We start from the raw sequence: 19,929 nt of genomic DNA on the forward strand, positions 1-19,929 counted from the left end.
TGCTCCAGAGAGGATCAAGCCATGCGTATCGCAAGCATAGGGCATGCCGCGTTCGCGGCAACCCTGATCGCCCTGGGCCTGTTGGGTTTGATCGAAGGCAGCTTCACCGCGATATGGCAGCCGGTGTTCGATCACGTGCCCGATGCCACGCTTCTGTCGTATCTGTGCGCCGTGGTCGCGCTGGCATGCGGAGTCGGCCTGTTCGGATCGCGCACGCATTCGCTGGCGGCGCGCGTGCTGTTCATCTACGCGCTGCTGTGGCTGCTGGTGTTCAAGCTGCCGATGATCATCCGCGCGCCGCTCACCGAAGGCTCGTACCAGTACTGCAGCGAAATGGCGGTGGTCGTGGCCGGCACCTGGGTGCTATACGCGTGGTTCGCCACCGACGCGGACCGGCGCCGACTCGGCTTCGCCGTCGGCCAGCGTGGCCTGCGCATGGCGCGCGTGCTCTACGGCCTGGCGCTGCTCGGCTTCGGCTTCTCGCACTTCGTCTATCTCAACCTCACCGCCCCGCTGATTCCCCACTGGCTGCATGCACCGGTGTTCTGGGCCTACCTGACCGGCAGCGCCTACCTCGCCGCGGGCGCGGCGATCCTGCTCAACGTGCTGGACCGGCTGGCTGCCACCCTATCGGCCGTGATGATGGGTCTGTTCCTGCTGCTGATCTGGCTACCGATGGTCGCCAGGGGCCATGTCAGCGCCTTCCACTGGGGCGAGACCTATGCGACCTGGGTACTGACGGCGGCGGCGTGGGTGGTGGCGGATTCGTATTGCGAGATGCGCTGGCTTGGGGCTGACAAGGGGAAGTGACACGTCACTGAGCACCTAATTCCCTCCGCCCTCTTTTGCCGCCCTAAAAAGGGGAAAGGAGCAAGGCAGGCTCTACGAGAAAGTGAACTCTGCCCCCTGTTTTTCCTGCGCGTCCGCCTTGAACGAGTAGTTAGACACGCTGCGATACATGCTCGTGCCACAGTTGCTCGAATGCTGTGCCGGCGATGGGGGTGCCGCTGAACTCAGATGATGCGTTGATCTCCGCCAAGGGCGGAACTGGCAACTCACCAAGCTCGGTACCTTCGGACTGCTGACCAGGGCGTGCGAAGCCGACCGCACCACTACGGAAAAACTCAAGCTTGCGTACTTCATAGCGTTGCGCGTCCAGCTCGGAGACGAGACGGATGGGGTCTTGATTCCTTTCGTGGTGCCACATGACGTCGATGTATTCCATGATGTCTAACGCTGGAGTTAAGCGGTGGCGGAGCCGTCCGCCTTGAACGAAATGTTAGGCGCCACGATCACGATTGTGTCGCCAGACTGCATGGCAAGCTCGTAAAGCCCCTCGCCTTTGTCGCGAAACTCCAACACCGAGATCGACGAACCCCAAGGGTAGGATGCGGGAACAACTAGCTTGGTAACGTTGCCGAAGATGACGCTAAACGGCTCAAGGCTCTGTGGCGCACCTGAAAAATTGAAGCTGCACGTGCGCGCCTTCCAGTCGAAGGCAACGGTGGCCAAGGAAGCGTCATGGAGCTTGTCGATGAATGATGTCATTTCCCTTGACGCCTAACGCTGGAGTTAAGCGGCGCGCGGTACGCGCGTCCGCCTTGAACGGGATGTTAGGCGCCACGCTCGATTTTTGCGCGGAATACCAACATGACTAGCTTAAGGCCAAGGAGGACGCCGGCGGCCATGGCCAGAGGCACCAGTGCCTCAACATAGAACGAGGTTTGTGAGAAGACCAGGCGAACTAAAACGACAAGTGCCTGTGCCAAGCAGATGTAGGCGCCCAAATGGAAGAACTGAAGAGGCTGCCGAAAGTTGAACGGGTTGAGGTGCCATGAAGGGCGAAGCCACGCCTTTGGCGAGCGTGGGTTGATGACTTGAAGTCCGAGAACGAACAGCGGGCCAAGTGAGCAGAATGCGAAGATGGCCAGCAACGCACCCCACCCGATGGGTGGCGATGCCTGAGGACCAAGCGGCACGAAGAATGCGCCAACCGCTGACGCAGCAATGAGTGCCCATCGCACAATTAGCCAAACACGCATGCTTCTAACGCCTAACGCTTGAGTTAAGCGGCGCGCGTCAGCGCGTTCGCCTTGAACGAGATGTTAGCTGCTAGCCTACCAATGGCTTGCTTGCGAGTCGGTAGACCGGCCCTTTTGGAGACAAGCCGGTGTGTTGTTGAATAGCTTCTGGCGTTACACGGACGAAACCAACCTTTTCGTAGAACGTTGAGGCGCTCTCCGGGCATTCGAGCCACATGCCAGAAGTGGCGCGCGGGTCGCTCAGTTGTAGTGCGTGCCGAATGAGCTCAGCTCCAACATGTTGGCCTTGCAGTTCGGGCAGCACACCGACAAAGGCAAGGTAAGGCCGCAGTCGTTCCCATAAGTGCTGACCGTTCGGATTTAGCCCACCGAGCAAGACAGAGATGAAGCCTACGATGGCACCGTCATGAACTGCGACTAGGTTGACCGTGCCCGAGCAAAGGATGTTCCGCGCGTATTCGTACGGATGATCCCGCGCGATGACGGCGTGTTGGACGGCCAACGCCCCATGGAAATCGTTCGGATTTGCGGCGCGAATTTCCACGAAGGCTCCATTTGACAGCTAACTCATAAGTTAAGTTGCCGCGCTTCGCGCGGATAGGTTTTCGCGACATGACGGCGCGCGGTCAACTTGAACGTGTAGTTCGGGAGGGAGAGCGTCGAGCAGCGCGCGATTGAATGCCGTCAGTGTTCCGATCGAAGCGCGCTGCAGCAACTGCGGCGCGCCTCTTTGAACAACGAAGTGCCCTGGCATCCGGATCAACGCCGTTATCCGGATGCCAGGGCACTTCGTTGAGTATCCGTGGTGGCTCGACTCAGTCAATCAGGTTGCTCCGCTTCCTGACGTACGTGTTGATCATTGCGACGGCTCGGCGCTTTCACTGCTGAACTCAAAGTAGATTTCAAAATGCAGTCTAATACAGCAGCATAATCCTGAAAATCAGACCTCAAGCCAAGCTTGAGGCATACATAAATCAATGACTTATTCTTTTCTCCGCAGCCTAACTCGACAACCTAATCCCACTATGCTTTTTGCCAGTCACAAAAAGCAAAAGGGCAGCCTCACGGCCGCCCTTCTTGCTTCACTTCCTACTGCGAGCCTCACTCACCCGCACTTCGAATACCCACAGTTCAAACACGTCTGGCACCCGTCCATCAGCACCAGCGCCTGGGTATTGCACTTGGCACACAGGGTGGCACCGGGCGGGAAGCCGCTGGCGCTGGATTCGCTGCCGCTGCCGGAAGCTTCGGCGGCCGGTTCGCTGCTGCTCGACGTGCCGGCGGTCTGCTGTTCGTAGGCGGCGCGCTTTTCGGCGATGAGCTGGCGGGTGGACTCGTCCATTTCCGGATCGTGGATCAGGCCGATGTTCTTCATGTGCTGCTCGATCACCGCGCCGATCTCGGCGACGATGCTGGGCATGTAGACGCCGCCGGCCTTGAAGTAGCCGCCGCGCGGGTCGAACACGGCCTTCATCTCTTCGGCCAGGAAGGTGACGTCGCCGCCCTTGCGGAACACGGCGGAGATGATGCGGGTAAGCGCCACGATCCACTGGAAGTGGTCCATGTTCTTCGAGTTGATGAAGATCTCGAAGGGGCGGCGCTGCTCGTACTTGGTGCCGGGGTTGAGCACGATGTCGTTGATGGTGACGTACAGCGCGTGCTCGAACAGCGGCGACTTGATCTTGAAGGTGGAGCCGATGAGCTGCTCGGGGCGCTCGACGCTCTCGTGCATCTGGATGACTTCGGCCTGCTTGGGCTCGGCCGGCTTGGCGGCGGCCTTGAGCTGGTCGGTGACGGCCGGCGCGGCCTTGTCTTCGGGTTTGACGACGTTGTAACCCGTGATCTTCTTTTCGATCTTGATCGCCATGATGTTTTTATTCCTGGTTGGGATGGCGGCGCGCGGCACTGGAAAAAGCACGCCCGGCCCGGCTCGCGACCGGGCCGGGCGTGTGGGTGCTTACTTCTTTTTCTTGCCGGCGGCCTTCTTGGCGGGCTTCTTGGCCGCCTTCACGGTCGCCTTCTTGCTGGCAGTGGACCTCTTCACCGCCTTGACGGCGGCTTTCTTCACGGCGGCCTTCTTCGGCGCCGCTTTCTTCACGGCGGCTTTTTTGGCCACCTTCTTGGCCGCCTTCTTGGCGACAACCTTCTTGGCGGCCTTTTTCGGCGCAGCCTTCTTCGCGACGGCCTTCTTCACCGCTTTCTTGGCGGCAGCCTTCTTCGGCGCGGCCTTCTTCGCGGCAGCCTTCTTCACCGCCTTCTTGGCTGCGGCCTTCTTCGGCGCGGCCTTCTTGGCGGCAGCTTTCTTCACCGCTTTCTTGGCGGCGGCCTTCTTGGCGGCAGCTTTCTTCGGCGCGGCTTTCTTGGCAGCCGCCTTCTTCACCGCCTTCTTGGCCGGTTTTTTCTTGGCAGGTGCCGCGACAGCAGCGGCAGGAGCGTCCGCCGCCGCGGGGGCGGCCGGCGCGGCGCTGTCTTGCGCTTCGACTACGGGATCAGTGGACATGCGGGTCTTCCCCTCGGGCAGTGGTTTGATGTTTCCGTGAAACTTCGATGGAGCTAGAACTTGCCGTAATACCCTTCCTTCAGGGCGTCGAAGAGGTTGGCGGCAGTATGCATTTCGCCGTCGTATTCCACTTCCTCGTTGCCGCGAAGTTCGATAACGCTACCGTCTTCCAGTTCGAAGTGGTAGAGGGTGTTCGCAAGGTCGGCTTCCTTCACCAGCACACCCTGGAATGCAGCGGGGTTGAAACGGAAGGTGGTGCATCCCTTCAGGCCCTGCTTGTAGGCGTAGAAATAGATGTCCTTGAAGTCTTCGTAGGGGTAGTCGGTAGGCACATTGGCGGTCTTGGAAATGGACGAGTCGATCCATTTCTGCGACGCGGCCTGAATGTCCACGTGCTCTTTGGGGGAGATGTCGTCGGCGGCGACGAAGTAGTCCGGCAGCTTGGCCTTGGGGTCGTCGGAGAACGGCATCGCGTCGGCGTTGATCAGCGCGCGGTAGGCCAGCAGCTCGTAGCTGTAGACCTCGACCTTTTCCTTGGTCTTGCGACCTTCGCGGATGACGTTGCGCGAATAGTGATGGGCGAAGCTGGGCTCGATGCCGTTGCTGGCGTTGTTGGCCAGCGACAGGGAAATGGTGCCGGTGGGCGCGATCGAGCTGTGGTGGGTGAAGCGCGCACCGGTCTCGGCCAGCTGCTTGACCAGGTTGGGCGCCACGCTGGCGATGCGCTGCATGTAGCGGCTGTACTTGGCGTGCAGCACGCGGCCGGGAATGCTGTCGCCGACTTTCCAGCCGTCGCCGACCATCTCGGGGCGCTTGCGCAGCATGTCGCCGGTGACGGTGTAGTCCTTGGCCAGCACGGGCGCGGCGCCCTTTTCCTTGGCCAGGTCGAGCGCGACTTCCCAGCCGGCCACGGCCATTTCGCGCGAGACGTCTTCGGTGAAGCTGACTGCCTCGGCCGTGCCGTAGCGCATCTTGAGCATGGACAGGGTGGAACCCAGGCCCAGGAAGCCCATGCCGTGGCGACGCTTGTTCATGATCTCGTCGCGCTGCTGCTGCAGCGGCAGGCCGTTGATCTCGACCACGTTGTCGAGCATGCGGGTGAACACCTTCACCACCTCGCGGTACTCGTCCCAGTCGAAACGGGCCTTGGGGCCGAACGGGTCGCGCACGAACCTAGTCAGGTTGACCGAACCGAGCAGGCACGAGCCGTACGGCGGCAGCGGCTGCTCGCCGCAGGGGTTGGTGGCGCGGATGTGCTCGCACCACCAGTTGTTGTTCATCTCGTTGACCATGTCGATCAGGATGAAGCCCGGCTCCGCGTAGTCGTACGTGGAGACCATGATCATGTCCCACAGGTGACGCGCGCGGATGTGGCCGTAGATCTTGCAGGCGACCAAGCCGTCCTCGCGCTCCACGTAGTTCTGGTGGGTGGGCCATTCGCGCCACACCACCTGGGCGGGATCGTCCAGGTCCAGCTCGCCTTTTTCCTTCACGTGCACCGGGAACACCAGCGGCCAGTCCTGGTCGTGCTCGACCGCTTCCATGAAGCCACCGGTGACCAGCAGCGACAGGTTGAACTGGCGCAGGCGACCGTCTTCGCGCTTGGCGCGGATGAATTCCTTCACGTCCGGATGGCTGACATCGAAGGTGCCCATCTGCGCGCCGCGGCGACCGCCGGCCGACGACACGGTGAAGCACATCTTGTCGTAGATATCCATGAAGGACAGCGGGCCGGAGGTGTAGGCACCCGCACCCGACACGTACGCGCCGCGCGGACGCAGCGTGGAGAATTCGTAGCCGATGCCGCAGCCGGCCTTCAGCGTGAGGCCCGCCTCGTGCACCTTCTCCAGGATGTTGTCCATGGAGTCGTGGATGGTGCCGGACACCGTGCAGTTGATGGTGGACGTAGCCGGCTTGTGCGCCAGCGCGCCGGCGTTGGAGGTGATGCGGCCGGCGGGAATGGCACCGTGACGCAGCGCCCACAGGAAGCGTTCGTTCCAGTGCTCGCGCAGTTCGGGCGTGGCCTCCACCTCGGCCAGGGCATGGGCGACGCGCTGCCAGGTGCCGTCGACGTCGGCGTCGACCGGTTCGCCCAGCTTGGTACGCAGACGGTATTTCTTGTCCCAGATGTCCTGCGAAGCCGGCTGCAGTGGAATTTCTGCAACGTCACGCTGAGCGGCTGGAGCACGCACGGTAGTCATCGTTTCACGATCTCCCGGGCGGCTGCGCGCCCGCTGGATTCTAAAATTCCCCCGCCCCGACGACTTGGCGCTTTCCACCTGCATCTGGGCTGGTCATCCTGACGGACACACAAGATGTTGTGGTCACTGGTGATGCTGCAAGTTAAACCCGGGACCGGTCGATGTAAAGTGGTTGACACCAAATTTCCGCAAGGAACCGCAGCCGCCGACGCGAGTCGAAACAGCGCCGCTTTTGATCGCGCATGCAGGAGGAGTCCATGCCCCAACGTCACCGTCCGTCACGCTGGCTTGCCGCCGCGTTCGTCGCCCTGCTCGGCGGCACCCTGTCCGCCGCCGGCCATGCCGGCATGCCGCCCGAGGTGAACGGGCAACCGCTGCCCTCGCTGGCGCCGATGCTGCAGCACGTGACCCCGGCCGTGGTGAACATTTCCACCCGGACCCGCGTGGCGGTGCGCAACCCGTATTTCGACGACCCGGTATTCCGCCAGTTCTTCGGCCTGTCCGGCACGCCGCGCGAGAAGGTGAAGCAGAGTCTGGGCTCGGGTGTGATCGTTAACGCGACCAAGGGTTACATCCTCACCAACAACCATGTGGTCGGCGGCGCCGACGACATCACCGTGACGCTGCAGGACGGCCGCAGCTTCAAGGGGCACCTGGTCGGCACCGACCCGGCCACCGACATCGCCGTGGTGAAGATCGACGCCGACCACCTGCAGGCACTGCCGCTGGCCGACTCATCGAAGCTGCGCGTGGGCGACTTCGTGGTGGCGGTGGGCGAACCGTTCGGACTCAGCGAGACGGTCACCTCCGGCATCGTCTCCGCGCTGGGGCGTTCGGGCCTGGGCGGCTCGGGCTACCAGAACTTCATCCAGACCGACGCTTCGATCAACCCCGGCAATTCCGGCGGCGCACTGGTGAACCTGCGCGGCCAGTTGGTCGGCATCAACTCGATGATCTTCTCGCCGTCGGGCGGCAACGTGGGCATCGGCTTCGCGATTCCCTCCAACCTTGCCGCCGAGGTGATGAAGCAGCTGATCGCGCACGGCAAGGTCAGCCGCGGCACGCTGGGCATACAGACCCGCGACATCAGCCCGCGCATCGCGCGCATGCTGGGCCTGCTCGATGACGAGGGCGTGGTGGTGACCAATGTCACGCGCGGCTCGTCGGGCGACCGGGCCGGGCTGCAGATCGGCGACGTGATCACCGCACTGGACGGCAAGCCGTTGCACGACAGCCAGCAGCTGCACAACACCGAAGGCCTGCAGCCGGTCGGCACCGTGCTGCACCTCACCGTGCACGGCAGGCACGGCGACCATCAGGTGGATGCCACGCTGGCGCTGGAGAAACTGGCCACGGTGGAAGGCCGCGAGCTGGACCCGCGCCTGGCAGGCGTGACCTTCAGCGAGCTGGACGAGAACCAGCGCAACCAGGGCGTGGCCGGCGTCGCGGTGAGCGCGGTGCGGGCCGACAGCGCAGCCGCGCAGGCCGGGCTGGGTGTCGGCGACATCGTGGTCGCGGTGGGCAATTACCGCGTCACCAGCATCCGCGATATCCGCCGGCTGGCCGGCGTGCGACCGCGACAGCTGGTGCTGGTGGTCGCCGGACGCAACGGCCTGAGCTACGTGCCGATTCCCTGAAGCGGCACTCTGTGGGCGGCGCGCAACGCGTCGCCCAAGGCACATCGACAAGCACGATTTTCTGAACGCACCAGTTTGCCTTCGCGCGCCGATCCTTAACGCAAGCTCATGACACGGCTTGATGTTTTCAGGCGCCACGGCTGAAATACCGCGATTGCATCACTGCATGCATGTCGCAATGACGGCACGCTCCGAACTACTCAATCATTCCGCCAGGTCACTCATCCTCATGCCCGTCCGTCCCACCCGCCTGCTCTACGTCGCCCTGCTCGGCGCCAGTGTCGCCACTACCGCCTTCGCGGCCACCCAGACCCTGACCTGGAGCGGCGACATCGTGACCGCCCGCGGCGTGGTCGAGGGCATGGCCAGCGCCTGGCATCGTGCCGGCCACGGCCGGCTGGTGGGCCAGTCGTTCAACACCGCCGCCGGCATCGACGCAGTGAGCAACGGCAGTGCCGACATCGCTGGCAGCGTGCGCGGCAGCGACGGCAGCGCGGAAGACCGCAGCCTGACCTTCACCCCGGTGGCATGGGACGGACTGGTGGTGATCACCGGCCGCGGCAACCCGGTCAGCGGCATCACCCTGAAGCAACTGCACGACATCTATTTCCGCAAGATCACCAACTGGGACCAGGTCGGCGGCCCGAACGCACGCATCCAGGTATATGCGGTGGCCAGTCCCGGTGACGGCGTCGAATACAGCCTGCGCAGCCTGGTGTTCGGCCGCGGCAGCCAGCCGGTGTTCTCGCCGCGCCTGTACCTCAGCACCACCTCGCTGGAACAGGGCGTGGCGCTGGACCCGCATTCGCTAGGCGTGACCACCCTGTCCAGCGCGCTGGGCAACCCGCACCTTAAGATGCTGCGCATCGACGGCAGCACGCCCACGCTGGGCAACGTCGCCAGCGGCCGCTACCCGCTGTTCACGCCGATCTACCTGGTGACGCGTCCGGGCGACCCGCACGCGGCGGCGGTGCAGTCGTTCGTCGACTTCACCCAGAGCGCGCGCGGCAAGGCCGTGCTGCGCGAGCATCACCTGCTGCCGTACAGCGAAGGCACCCGGCTGGCTTCGCTGGACGGTGCACGTCGTGCCCGCATCCTGGCCGAGACCGGCGGCGCCTACGGGCCGACCAGGCCGGCCCGTTCGCCGATCGCCGCGCCGGGCGCCACCTATTCCTCGCTGGCGTCGTCCGAACCGACCTCGCCACAGGCTCTGGCCGCGCGTCGCGCACTGGCCGAGCGCCAGGCACGCCGGCAGGCCGCGCGCACCGCGGCAGCGGCATCGATGGCGGCTGCCACCGAGCGGCGTGCGCATGAGCGTGAGGAAGCGAAGCTGGCCGACGTGCGCAGCAGCGTGATCGCCAAGCCGGTTCCGCCGGCGCCGACCAGTCTCGATCACGTGCATGCCGATGCGGTCACCGTGGCGGATGCGGGCAGCCGTGGCCACGACTTCGCCCATGTGCGCTCGTACAGCTACGTGAGCGCGGATCGCCCGCACACCGAACATCGCCATGTGGCCGTCACGCGGCGTGGTCCGACGTATACGGTGCGCGCCGGCGAGACGCTGTACTCCATCGCCCGCCGGCATTCGGTGGACGTGGCCGAGCTGCGCCGCTGGAACCACCTTGGCAACAACACCGTGCGCCCGGGCCAGGTGCTGCGCCTCAGCGCACGCTGACCGTGCGCATCCTTGCGCTGACGCTCGACCTGGACGACACCCTGTGGCCGGTACGACCGGCGCTGGAACGTGCCGACCGCGAGCTGGACGCGTGGCTGCAGGCGCACCATCCCGAGGTTGCCCGCGCATGGCCGATTCCGGCCATGCGCGAGCTGCGTGCACAGGTCGCCGTCGAGCGGCCCGACCTGGCCCACGACTTCACCACGCAGCGGCACATCACCATGCGCCGCGCGTTCGCTGCCTGCGGCATCGATGAAGCGCCGCTGGAAGCGCTGTGGGACGTGTACTTCAACGCGCGCAACAGCGTCGAGCTGTTTCCCGACGTGCCGGCAGCGCTGCCACGACTGGCCGCACTGCGCCCGCTGGCCAGCCTGACCAACGGCAATGCCGACCTGGAACTGACCGGCGTGCACGCGCATTTCGTCCACCACGTCTGCGCCCGCGACACCGGCGTCGCCAAACCCGATCCGCGCATCTTCCGGGCGGCCGCCGAACGGCTGGGCGTGGCACCCGACACGATCCTGCACGTGGGCGACGACCCCGCGCTGGACATCGCCGGCGCCCGCGATGCCGGCATGCGCACGGCATGGATCAACCGTGCCGGCGAAGCCTGGCCCGACGCCCTGGGCGCGCCGCCCGATCTCGACCTGCACGACCTGACCGAACTGGCCGACTGGCTCGACCGGCACGGCGGCTCCGTCGGCAAGGCATAGGCAGGCCTGCCGAAAGCGCGCATCATGTGCGGTCGAATCAACCGCCTGGCGATCCCCGCCGCCTGGTGTCATGAGGAGCCCGCATGTCCGCACTGATCGACCGCTCGTCCGCCCCCCGCCAACGCATCGCCATCGAAGCGATCGACCCGTCCGGCCTCGCCGCCGCGCGCACGCGCCTCGATGTCGCGCAGGCGCGCTGGCTCGATCTCAACGGATTCGACGCGAAGCCCGGCAGCGTCGCGCTGCTGCCCGATGCAAACGGTCGCCTGGCACGTGTACTGGCAGGCGTGGACGCCCACGCGCCACTGGCCGCGCTGGCCGCCCTGCCGGCCACCCTGCCCAAGGGCGTCTACCAGCTCGCCACCGACGGCATGTCGCTGGACCCGGTGCAGACGGCACTCGGCTGGGCACTCGGCGCCTACGCTTTCACCCGCTATCGCAAGGCCGGGCGCGAACCCGCCACGCTGGCCGTCGACAAGGCCGTGCTCGCCACCGTGCAGCCGCTGGCCGAAGCCACCGCGCTGGTGCGCGACCTGGTCAACACGCCGACCGAGGACATGGGCCCCGAGCAGCTGGGCGATGCCATCAAGATGCTGGGCAAGGCACACAAGGCGAAGGTGCGCGACTGGGTCGGCGACGAACTGCTGAAGGCGAACTTCCCCACCATCCACGCGGTAGGCCGCGCCAGCCACCGCGCACCGCGACTGATCGAACTGAGCTGGGGCAAGGCCGATCATCCGAAACTGGTGCTGGTCGGCAAAGGCGTGTGCTTCGACACCGGTGGCCTGGACCTGAAACCGGCCGACGGCATGCGCTGGATGAAGAAAGACATGGGCGGTGCCGCCCATGCGATCGCCCTGGCCGGCCTGGTGATGCAGGCGAAGCTGCCGGTACGGCTGACCCTGCTGGTGCCCGCGGTCGAGAATGCCGTGGCCGGCAATGCCTTCCGCCCCGGCGAGGTGATCGTGACCCGCGCCGGCCACAGCGTGGAGATCGACAACACCGACGCCGAGGGCCGCCTGATTTTGTGCGACGCACTGGCCTACGGTGCCGAGCAGAAGCCCGACCTGATGGTGGACTTCGCCACCCTGACCGGTGCCGCCCGCGTGGCGCTGGGCCCGGACCTGCCGGCCCTGTTCGCCAACGACGACCGCCTCGCCGACGCCGTGCTGGCCGCCGGTCAGGCAGTGGAAGATCCGCTGTGGCGCCTGCCGCTGTGGCGTCCCTACCGCAAGATGCTCGACTCCTACCTGGCCGACTTCGCCAACAGCGGCCCGTCGCGCCATGGCGGCGCGATCACCGCTGCGCTGTACCTCGAACGCTTCGTGCCCGACGGCCTGCCCTGGCTGCATCTGGACACCTACGCCTGGAACGACGCCAATCGTCCGGGCCGACCGCGCGGCGGCGAGGCGATGGGGTTGCGGGCGCTGTTCGCGTTGCTGCAGCAGCGCTACGGGAAGGGTTGAGGTTTCGCTTTTGTCCGTGTGGGACGTGGGCGAGTTCGAATCGCTGCCGCAAAGAACAAAGCGGTTTCGTGCTGCTGCCGCAGCCCGAGTTCCTTTCTCTTTGTGTGCCCAAAGAGAAAGGGCACCCCGGTGCGGCGCTCTCCGGGCATCCTGCCCTACGAGTCCGTGAGGCGTAGCCGGGCTTTTCGGCCAGGCTTCCTGCCCGGTCGAAAAGGCACCGCCATCCATGGCGGCGCCCGCTGTGCGGCCTGATCGTCCCCACCTCACCACCCGACGAGCAGCGCGCATCCTGCGCACAGAAGCAACAGCAGAGCGCAGGGCGTTATGCACGGTGGCTCTTGCTTCGGCTCTTCTGAAAAGTGCGCGCTGGGAGCGCGCTGCTCTACCCGGGGCCCCTATGGCGCGGCGGGTGGGTGGAGGAAAGTCCGCAGGATGGCCGGCAGGGAAGCCGGCCAGTTTTTCGCCGGGACAGGAGTCCCGTCGAAAAACCCCGCAACCCGCCCGCGTACCCGCAGAGCAGGATGGCCGGAGGGCGCGCCATCGTGGTGGCTTCTCTTTTGGTTAGGCGGTGTCAATCTAGAAGTGCACCATCGATGGCATCGGCCAGATCATCTCTGCCCATGGCACGGATGAACATTTCTGCAGGGCAGTGGTAATCGAGAGTGGCACGTGGCCGGAGGTTCATGCGTCGGGCGATCGCGTCGAGCTGCTTCTGGCTGTAGACCGACAAGTCCGTACCTTTAGGCAGGTATTGGCGCAGCAGGCCATTGGTGTTCTCGCAGATGCCGCGTTGCCAAGGGCTACGTGGGTCGGCGAAGTAGATCGCTAATCCAGTGCGCTCCGATAGCGTCCGGTAGAGCGCCATTTCCTTGCCCTGATCGTAAGTCAGCGTCTGGCGCAGTTCCGGTGGCAGCGGCCGGAATGCGCGGCTGAAGCCTTTCAGCGCATCCTCCGCCAAACACCCCTCCATCCTCACCAGCTTCAGGAAACGTGTCCGACGATCCACCAGTACGCCCACCGAGGATCGGTTACGGGCGCCTTTGATGAAGTCGCCTTCCCAGTGGCCGGGCAACAGCCGTTCATTGGCTTCGAGTGGACGATCATGAATGCTCGGCAAGTCGTGCATCCGGCCGCGCCGGTTCGCACCCTGACCACGCGGCCGACGCGCACATTTGTGCTGCCGCAGAAGTGCGACCAGGCCCCGCCGCAGTTCGCCGCGTGGCGCGGCATAGATCGCGGTGTAGATCGTCTCGTGCGACACGTGCTTGGCTCGCTCATCCGGGTGATGACGCCGCAGTGTGCGACTCACCTGTTGAGGTGACCAGCCCTTGCCCAGCAAGCGGCGCACGAGGCACCACAGCTGACCGTCCCGCCGCAATTTGCGCTCGCGCCGCGGCTTACGTGCCAGGCGCCGGGCGCGTTGGCCGGCTCGACTGGCGTCGTAGCTCAACCTTGGCCGACCCATCCGAGGCAGGACGGACGGTTCCTGGTGACCATTGCGAGCCAGCTCCCGCGAAATCGTGCTGGGTGAGCGACCCAGCATCAGGGCGAGCTGCCGGGCACTCTCCCCCCGAGCCTTGCCGACCATGATCGCGCCCCGTTCTTCGGCGCTCAGATGTCCATAGTGCTGACCCATGCATCACCTTGTCGTGGGGTGGTGCACTTGATCATAGAAACCGCCTTACTTTTCTCTGGCCATGCAGAGAAAAGTGACTCGGGCGCCGAAAGGCGCTCGAAAACACCCCGTCAACACGGCAGCACGCCCCCTGTGACCTGCCCAGGCAGAAACCACCCCAAGTCATGACTTCCGGCGATACCGCCCCAACAGCCGCCGTGGCATGGTGCAGGGTTCGTACCCGTGGAGAAACACACCATGCGCCCTCACCTGCTCGCGCTGAGTCTGGCCCTCGGACTGGGCAGCACCACACTCGCCCATGCCGCGACGTCGCAGACCGTCCAGCAGCCGCCACTGACTGCACTCACCCGCGACTCCGGCACACCGGAACCAGCCGCGCAGAGGCTCGTGCATTTCGACCATGCCGTGCTGCGCATCGCGGTACACCCGCGCACGCAGAGCATCGACGGCAAGGCCACGCTCACCTTCAGCGCACTACAGAGCACCGACGTGCTGCTGGTGGACCTGGATCGCAACCTGCCGGTGCGCGCGATCAGCGTGGACGGCAAGGCCCTGCCTGCCGGCGCATGGAGCAATCCGGAAGGTCGTCTGCGCATCCAGTTGCCGCACAGCGTGGTCCGCGGCGGCAAGGTCAGCGCCACCATCGTGTATGGCGGCAAGCCGCACGTCGCCAGGCACGCGCCATGGGACGGCGGTTTCGTATGGAGCCACACGAAAGACGGCCAGCCCTGGGTCGGCAGCGCAGTGGAAGGCGAAGGCTGCGACCTGTTCTGGCCCTGCATCGACCAGCCTGACGGCAAGCCCGACCTGGTGGATTTGTACGTGACCGTACCCAAGCCGCTGGTGGCACCAGGCAATGGCGTGCTGGTGGACGTGACCGAACAGGGCGACACGCGCACCTACCACTGGCGCGCGAAGCACCCCACCACCTATGCCGTCTCGATCAATGTCGGCCCGTACCACGAGCTGAAAGGCAGCTACCACAGCCGCTTCGGCAACACGATTCCGCTGTATTACTGGTACCTGCCGGGCGAGAAGGCCAAGGCCGAACAACTGTTCGCCCAGTTCCCGAAGATGCTGCGCTTCTTCGAGGCCAGAATTGGACCGTATCCGTGGGGCGACGAGAAGATGGGCGTGGTGGAAACGCCGTACCTGGGCATGGAGCACCAGACCATCAACGCCTATGGCAACCACTACGCACTGGACGGCAGCGGCTTCGACTCGCTGCTGCAGCACGAGTTCTCGCACGAGTGGTTCGGCAACCAGATGACCAATGCCAACTGGGACGACATGTGGCTGCACGAGGGTTTCGCCACCTACATGCAGCCGCTGTACGCGCAATACCTGGACGGCGACGCCGAGTACTACAGCTGGATGCACCGGCTGCGCCTGCTGATCCGCAACCATCACCCGATGGTCTCGGGCACCAGCCGCACCGAGGAGCAGGTCTACGACGACGCGCGCGGCGGCCCCGGCCAGGACATCTACAACAAGGGCGCGCTGATGCTGCAGACGCTGCGCCACCTGATCGGCGATCAGGCGTTCTGCGACAGCATCCGCCTGCTGGTGTACGGGCGTCCCGATCCGAAACCCGGCAACTTCATGCCGCAGTACGCCACGACCCACGACTTCATGCGCATCGTCGACAAGGTCACCGGCCGGAAGCTCGACTGGTTCTTCAACGTCTACCTGTACCAGGCGGCACTGCCGAAGCTGGAGACGCAGCGCCATGGCAACACGCTGGACCTGCGCTGGGTAGTACCGCACGACCTGCCGTTCCCGATGCCGGTGGACGTGCAGGTGAACGGCCGCGTGCATACGGTGGCGATGACCGATGGTCACGGCAGCCTGTCCGTGCCGGCAGACGCCTTGGTGACCATCGACCCACACTCGATGCTGCTGCGCGACGAGCCGCGGATCACCGCCTTCCAGCACTGGGAAGCGGAGCAGCGTGCCAGGCGCAAGGCTGCTTCACACCACCGTTCCTGAGTTCGGCGGACCCGACGGAGGGGACCCACAAAAAAGGCGGCGCTGAGCGCCGCCTTTTTTGTTGCCGGACCCGGGCGGGTCAGTGCGTGGTCGATGCCGCCGCGGCCGGTGCCTTGGCCGCCAGCGTAGCGACGGCGACATGGTCGAACTTGCCGCCGTAGGGTTCCACCTCGGCCGCCAGCTTCGGGTCGTGCTGGATCAGGCCGATCGCGTCGAACAGAATGTGCGCGGTCTCGTGCAGGACCGGATCGGGCGCCTTCTTGGCGTCCTGCTCGTCCTTCAGCTCCTGCTTCAGGCTGCGCTCGCCCGGATTCAAGCCGTCGTCGAGGTTGGTGTCCGCGTCACTGAGGGCCGCGTCGTTGCCACTGATCGCCTTCTGGCGAGCACGGAAGCTGGCCTGGATGGCATCGAGCTGCTTGCGCTCGGCCTCGCGCTTGGCGAAGTTCAGCGACACCGTGGTGCGCGCCGCCATCTTCCTGTACTGCGCCAACTCGTCGAGCATCAACTGCCACGCCGGCGATTTGGCCACGCGCGCCTGGTGCATCTGCCGCAGCTGCGGCAGCCATGCCTGCATGTCGGCCACCGGCTTGTAATTGGCCGGCGCGATATGCGTCCACGGCAGGGCATTGTCGTAGGTCGACTCGCCGAATTCCTTGTCGTCGCCGCTCTTCGGATACTCGATGTCAGGCGTCACGCCCTTCAGCTGGGTGGAGCCGCCGTTGATACGGAAGAACTCGGCAATGGTCATCTTCAGCTCGCCATACTGCGGCTTGCCGGTGGTGTTCGGCGCGAAGCGGTCAAGATCGACCAGGTTCTGCACCGTGCCCTTGCCGAAGGTCGGCGTACCGATGATCAGGCCACGACCGTAGTCCTGGATCGCCGCGGAGAAGATCTCCGACGCCGACGCCGTGCCACGGTTCACCAGCACCGCCAGCGGACCGCTCCAGGCCATGCCCGGGTGATCGTCACCCTGCACGTCGACCTGGCCGCGGGCATCGCGCACCTGCACCACCGGACCCTTGTCGATGAATAGGCCGGTGAGCTCGTTCGCCTCGTACAGCGAACCGCCGCCGTTGTTGCGCAGGTCCATGACGATGCCCTGCACACCCTCGGCCTTCAGTTCGCCGATCAACTTGGCCACGTCGCGGGTGGCGCTCTTGAAGTTCTTGTCGCCACGCATGCGTGCGGCGAAGTCCGAATAGAAGGCAGGCAGCACGATCACGCCGATCTTGCGGGTCACGCCGCCGTCGGTGATCGTGATGACCTTCTTCTTGGCCGCCTGCTCGGCGATGGTGACCTTCTTGCGCACCATGGTCACCAGCACATGCTTGCCGTCCAGGCCGGTGCTGGCGGGAATGATCTCGAGCCGCACCACGGTGTTCTTCTTGCCGCGGATCAGGTTCACCACGTCGTCCAGGCGCCAGCCGATGACATCCACCATCGGTCCGCTTTCACCCTGGCCCACCGCCACGATGCGGTCGCCCACGTGGATCTTGCCCGACTTGATCGCCGGGCCGCCCGGCACCAGCTCGCGGATCTGGGTGTAGTCGTCGCGCGCCTGCAGCACCGCACCGATGCCTTCCAGCGACAGCTTCATCGAGATGTCGAAGTTCTGCGCCTCGCGCGGGCCGAGGTAGTCGGTATGCGGATCGGTCGACTCCGCATAGGCGGTCATGAAGGTCTGGAACGCGTCTTCGCCATCGAGCTGCTTCACGCGGTCGATGTAGTTGCTGTAGCGCTTGTCGAGGATCTTGCGGATCTGGTCGTCGGTCTTGCCGGCGAGCTTCAGGCGCAGCCAGTCGTTCATGGTGCGCTTGCGCCACAACGCGTCCAGCGCGGCCTGGTCCTTCGGCCACTGGGCGTGCTTGCGGTCGTAGTTGTAGGTCTCGTCGGTGTTGAAGTCGAAACCCTTCTTCAACAGGCTGCGCGCGTACTCCATGCGGTTGACCGCACTGAGGATGTACTGGTTGAAGATGTCGAACGGAGCCGACAGGTCCTCGTTCCAGATCGCGTCGTCGAGCTTGTCCTTGTACTGCGCGAACTTCGCCATGTCCTGCTGGGTGAAGAAGACCTTCTCACCGTCCAGCATCTTGAAGTAGGCCTTGTAGATCTTCTCCGACATCGCGTCGTCGAGCGGCTGCGCGTCGTAGTGGAAGCGGGTGAGGAAGCGCGCGGAAAGCTGCGCCGCCTGTGCTTCGGTGGCCGTGGGCTTGAGCGGCAGCGTGGACGCCTGGCGGGGCTTGCTGGCCCCCAGGTCGGCCGCGGACTGGGCGGCACAGACGGGAGCGGCAACGACAAAGGCAATCAGGAGGGCGAGCGCGGGGCGGAAGGTCATGGAGGTCTCGTTCAGGCGTGCTCGGTAACGCCGGCCGCATGGGCCTGCAGGTCGGCGTGGTAGGACGAACGTACCAGCGGGCCGGAGGCGACGTGATGGAAACCCATCGCCTCGCCTTCCTTGCGCAGATCGTCGAATTCTTCGGGGGTCCAGTAGCGCACCACCGGGTGATGATGCGGCGTGGGCTGCAGGTACTGGCCGATGGTGATCATCTCGACGTCATGCGCGCGCAGGTCGCGCATGGTCTCCAGCACCTGGTCGCGGGTCTCGCCCAGGCCCAGCATGATGCCGGACTTGGTCGGCACGTCCGGATGCTGCGCCTTGAAGCGCTTCAGCAGGTCCAGCGACCACTGGTAATCGGCACCAGGGCGCACCTCGCGATACAGGTGCGGCACGGTTTCCAGGTTGTGGTTGAACACGTCCGGCGGGAAATCCTTGAGCACTTCCAGCGCGCGCTCCATGCGCCCCTTGCCGCGGAAATCGGGGGTGAGGATCTCGATCTTGATGTCCGGGCTGGCATGACGCACGGCGCGGATGCAGCTGGCGAAGTGCTCGGCACCGCCGTCGCGCAGGTCGTCGCGATCCACCGAAGTGATCACCACGTAGCGCAGGCGCATGTCGTGGATGGTTTCGGCCAGGCGTGCCGGTTCCAACGGATCGGGTGCGGCCGGGCGGCCGTGGGCCACGTCGCAGAACGAGCAGCGGCGGGTGCACACCTCGCCGAGGATCATGAAGGTGGCGGTGCCCTTGCTGAAGCATTCGTGGATGTTCGGGCAGGACGCCTCCTCGCAGACGGTCACCAGCGAGCTGTCGCGCAGGCGCGATTTGAGCTGCTGCACGGCATTGCCCTGCGGCAGCCGCACGCGGATCCACGAAGGCTTGCGCAGGGTCGGCACGGCCGTGTCGAAACCGGCGCGGTTGAGCGCGATCTTGTCGTTGCCGAGCTGCTTGTCCGCCGCCGGGGTACCGGCGACGACACTGATCGGGATGGTCTTGTTCGGGGAGAGGGGCGCTTCGCTCATTAATAGCTTGCTCAAACCGCTACGCGAGCGGGGAGTTCGGGGATGACGGGGGCAGCCGGCTCGGCATGGAAACCGAACTGGCGGCAGAACTCCTCCACCAGCACGTCCTCCACGTCGACCAACCGCGACGGGCCGCCCAAGTCTAGCACCTGCGTGACCTCCAAACCCTTGTAGCCGCACGGATTGATGCGGTGGTAAGGCTCCAGGTCCATATTCACGTTGAAGGCCAGACCATGGAAGCTGCAGCCACGGCGCACGCGCAGCCCCAGGGCGGCCACCTTGGCGTCGTCCACGTACACGCCCGGCGCTCCTTCGCGGCGCACCGCATCGATGTTCCAGTGCGCCAGCGTATCGATCAGCGACTGCTCGATCCGGTTGACCAGCTCGCGCACGCCCACCCCGACCCGGCGCAGGTCGATCAGCGGATAGCCCACGATCTGCCCGGGCCCGTGATAGGTCACCTGGCCGCCCCGGTCGACCGGAACCACCGGGATGTTCCCCGGCGCCAGCACGTGTTCCATCTTGCCGGCCTGGCCCAGGGTGAACACGGGGTCGTGTTCCAGCAGCCAGAATTCGTCCACCGTGTCCGCGGTGCGGTTGTCGGTGAACGCGCTCATCGCCTTCCAGGTCGCTTCGTAGGGCTGGCGGCCGAGGCGGCGGATCTTGAGCGGAAGGGACATGGCAAAACCTGGTGTTGACGACGGACCGGGGAA

General features: G+C 65.0%; 17 protein-coding genes. 6 read left to right on the forward strand and 11 right to left on the reverse strand.

Features of this window, described 5'->3' with window-relative positions:
- Positions 1 to 21 precede the first annotated feature (21 nt).
- On the forward strand, positions 22 to 810 hold the full coding sequence (locus RA164_RS14320; RefSeq protein WP_329741512.1) for a hypothetical protein: 789 nt from the start codon (positions 22 to 24) through the stop codon (positions 808 to 810).
- 130 nt (positions 811 to 940) lie between these two features.
- On the opposite strand, the gene RA164_RS14325 is transcribed toward RA164_RS14320, so the two are convergent.
- The 7 genes from RA164_RS14325 to RA164_RS14355 form a co-directional block, all read right to left on the reverse strand.
- The gene (locus RA164_RS14325) at positions 941 to 1,225 is read right to left on the reverse strand and encodes a DUF6881 domain-containing protein (protein WP_329741513.1); all 285 of its coding nucleotides are present in this window, start codon (positions 1,223 to 1,225) and stop codon (positions 941 to 943) included.
- A gap of 17 nt (positions 1,226 to 1,242) precedes the next feature.
- On the reverse strand, positions 1,243 to 1,548 hold the full coding sequence (locus RA164_RS14330) for a hypothetical protein (protein WP_329741514.1): 306 nt from the start codon (positions 1,546 to 1,548) through the stop codon (positions 1,243 to 1,245).
- A gap of 65 nt (positions 1,549 to 1,613) precedes the next feature.
- Complete coding sequence (locus RA164_RS14335) at positions 1,614 to 2,042, reverse strand: hypothetical protein (protein WP_329741515.1); 429 nt, start codon at positions 2,040 to 2,042, stop codon at positions 1,614 to 1,616.
- 70 nt (positions 2,043 to 2,112) lie between these two features.
- Entirely contained in the window at positions 2,113 to 2,586 is a 474-nt protein-coding gene (locus RA164_RS14340; protein WP_329741516.1) for a GNAT family N-acetyltransferase, read from the reverse strand.
- Between the two features lie 561 nt (positions 2,587 to 3,147).
- Positions 3,148 to 3,909 (reverse strand): TSCPD domain-containing protein, encoded by a 762-nt coding sequence (locus RA164_RS14345; protein ID WP_329741517.1) that lies wholly within the window; start codon positions 3,907 to 3,909, stop codon positions 3,148 to 3,150.
- Positions 3,910 to 3,999: 90 nt separating this feature from the next.
- A complete protein-coding gene (locus RA164_RS14350) occupies positions 4,000 to 4,542 on the reverse strand; it encodes a hypothetical protein (RefSeq protein WP_329741518.1) in 543 nt (180 codons plus the stop codon).
- Between the two features lie 53 nt (positions 4,543 to 4,595).
- A complete protein-coding gene (locus tag RA164_RS14355; protein WP_329741519.1) occupies positions 4,596 to 6,743 on the reverse strand; it encodes an adenosylcobalamin-dependent ribonucleoside-diphosphate reductase in 2,148 nt (715 codons plus the stop codon).
- A gap of 257 nt (positions 6,744 to 7,000) precedes the next feature.
- Here RA164_RS14355 and RA164_RS14360 point away from each other — a divergent pair, with 257 nt between their 5' ends.
- The 4 genes from RA164_RS14360 to RA164_RS14375 all read left to right on the forward strand — a co-directional run bounded on the left by RA164_RS14360 (position 7,001) and on the right by RA164_RS14375 (position 12,234).
- Positions 7,001 to 8,380 carry a Do family serine endopeptidase gene (locus tag RA164_RS14360; RefSeq protein WP_329741520.1) on the forward strand — a complete coding sequence of 460 codons (1,380 nt, stop codon included), beginning with the start codon at positions 7,001 to 7,003 and terminating at the stop codon, positions 8,378 to 8,380.
- A gap of 229 nt (positions 8,381 to 8,609) precedes the next feature.
- Entirely contained in the window at positions 8,610 to 10,055 is a 1,446-nt protein-coding gene (locus RA164_RS14365) for a LysM peptidoglycan-binding domain-containing protein (RefSeq protein WP_329741521.1), read from the forward strand.
- A 2-nt stretch (positions 10,056 to 10,057) separates the two neighbouring features.
- Complete coding sequence (locus RA164_RS14370; protein WP_329741522.1) at positions 10,058 to 10,768, forward strand: HAD family hydrolase; 711 nt, start codon at positions 10,058 to 10,060, stop codon at positions 10,766 to 10,768.
- 83 nt (positions 10,769 to 10,851) lie between these two features.
- On the forward strand, positions 10,852 to 12,234 hold the full coding sequence (locus RA164_RS14375) for a leucyl aminopeptidase family protein (protein WP_329741523.1): 1,383 nt from the start codon (positions 10,852 to 10,854) through the stop codon (positions 12,232 to 12,234).
- Between the two features lie 571 nt (positions 12,235 to 12,805).
- On the opposite strand, the gene RA164_RS14380 is transcribed toward RA164_RS14375, so the two are convergent.
- Positions 12,806 to 13,870 (reverse strand): IS30 family transposase, encoded by a 1,065-nt coding sequence (locus RA164_RS14380; RefSeq protein WP_329741524.1) that lies wholly within the window; start codon positions 13,868 to 13,870, stop codon positions 12,806 to 12,808.
- Between the two features lie 237 nt (positions 13,871 to 14,107).
- Here RA164_RS14380 and RA164_RS14385 point away from each other — a divergent pair, with 237 nt between their 5' ends.
- Positions 14,108 to 15,859 (forward strand): M1 family metallopeptidase, encoded by a 1,752-nt coding sequence (locus RA164_RS14385; protein ID WP_329741525.1) that lies wholly within the window; start codon positions 14,108 to 14,110, stop codon positions 15,857 to 15,859.
- A 79-nt stretch (positions 15,860 to 15,938) separates the two neighbouring features.
- Here RA164_RS14385 and RA164_RS14390 read toward each other — a convergent pair whose 3' ends face one another.
- The 3 genes from RA164_RS14390 to lipB are packed head-to-tail and all read right to left on the reverse strand — an operon-like array spanning position 15,939 to position 19,896.
- Entirely contained in the window at positions 15,939 to 18,194 is a 2,256-nt protein-coding gene (locus tag RA164_RS14390) for a carboxy terminal-processing peptidase (RefSeq protein WP_329741526.1), read from the reverse strand.
- Between the two features lie 11 nt (positions 18,195 to 18,205).
- Complete coding sequence (gene lipA, locus RA164_RS14395) at positions 18,206 to 19,216, reverse strand: lipoyl synthase (protein ID WP_329741527.1); 1,011 nt, start codon at positions 19,214 to 19,216, stop codon at positions 18,206 to 18,208.
- 11 nt (positions 19,217 to 19,227) lie between these two features.
- Positions 19,228 to 19,896: a lipoyl(octanoyl) transferase LipB gene (gene lipB / locus RA164_RS14400; RefSeq protein WP_329741528.1), complete on the reverse strand. Its 669-nt coding sequence runs from the start codon at positions 19,894 to 19,896 to the stop codon at positions 19,228 to 19,230.
- Positions 19,897 to 19,929 lie beyond the last annotated feature (33 nt).

It is taken from the genome of Dyella sp. A6 (assembly GCF_036320485.1).
Lineage (GTDB): Bacteria > Pseudomonadota > Gammaproteobacteria > Xanthomonadales > Rhodanobacteraceae > Rhodanobacter_A > Rhodanobacter_A aluminiiresistens.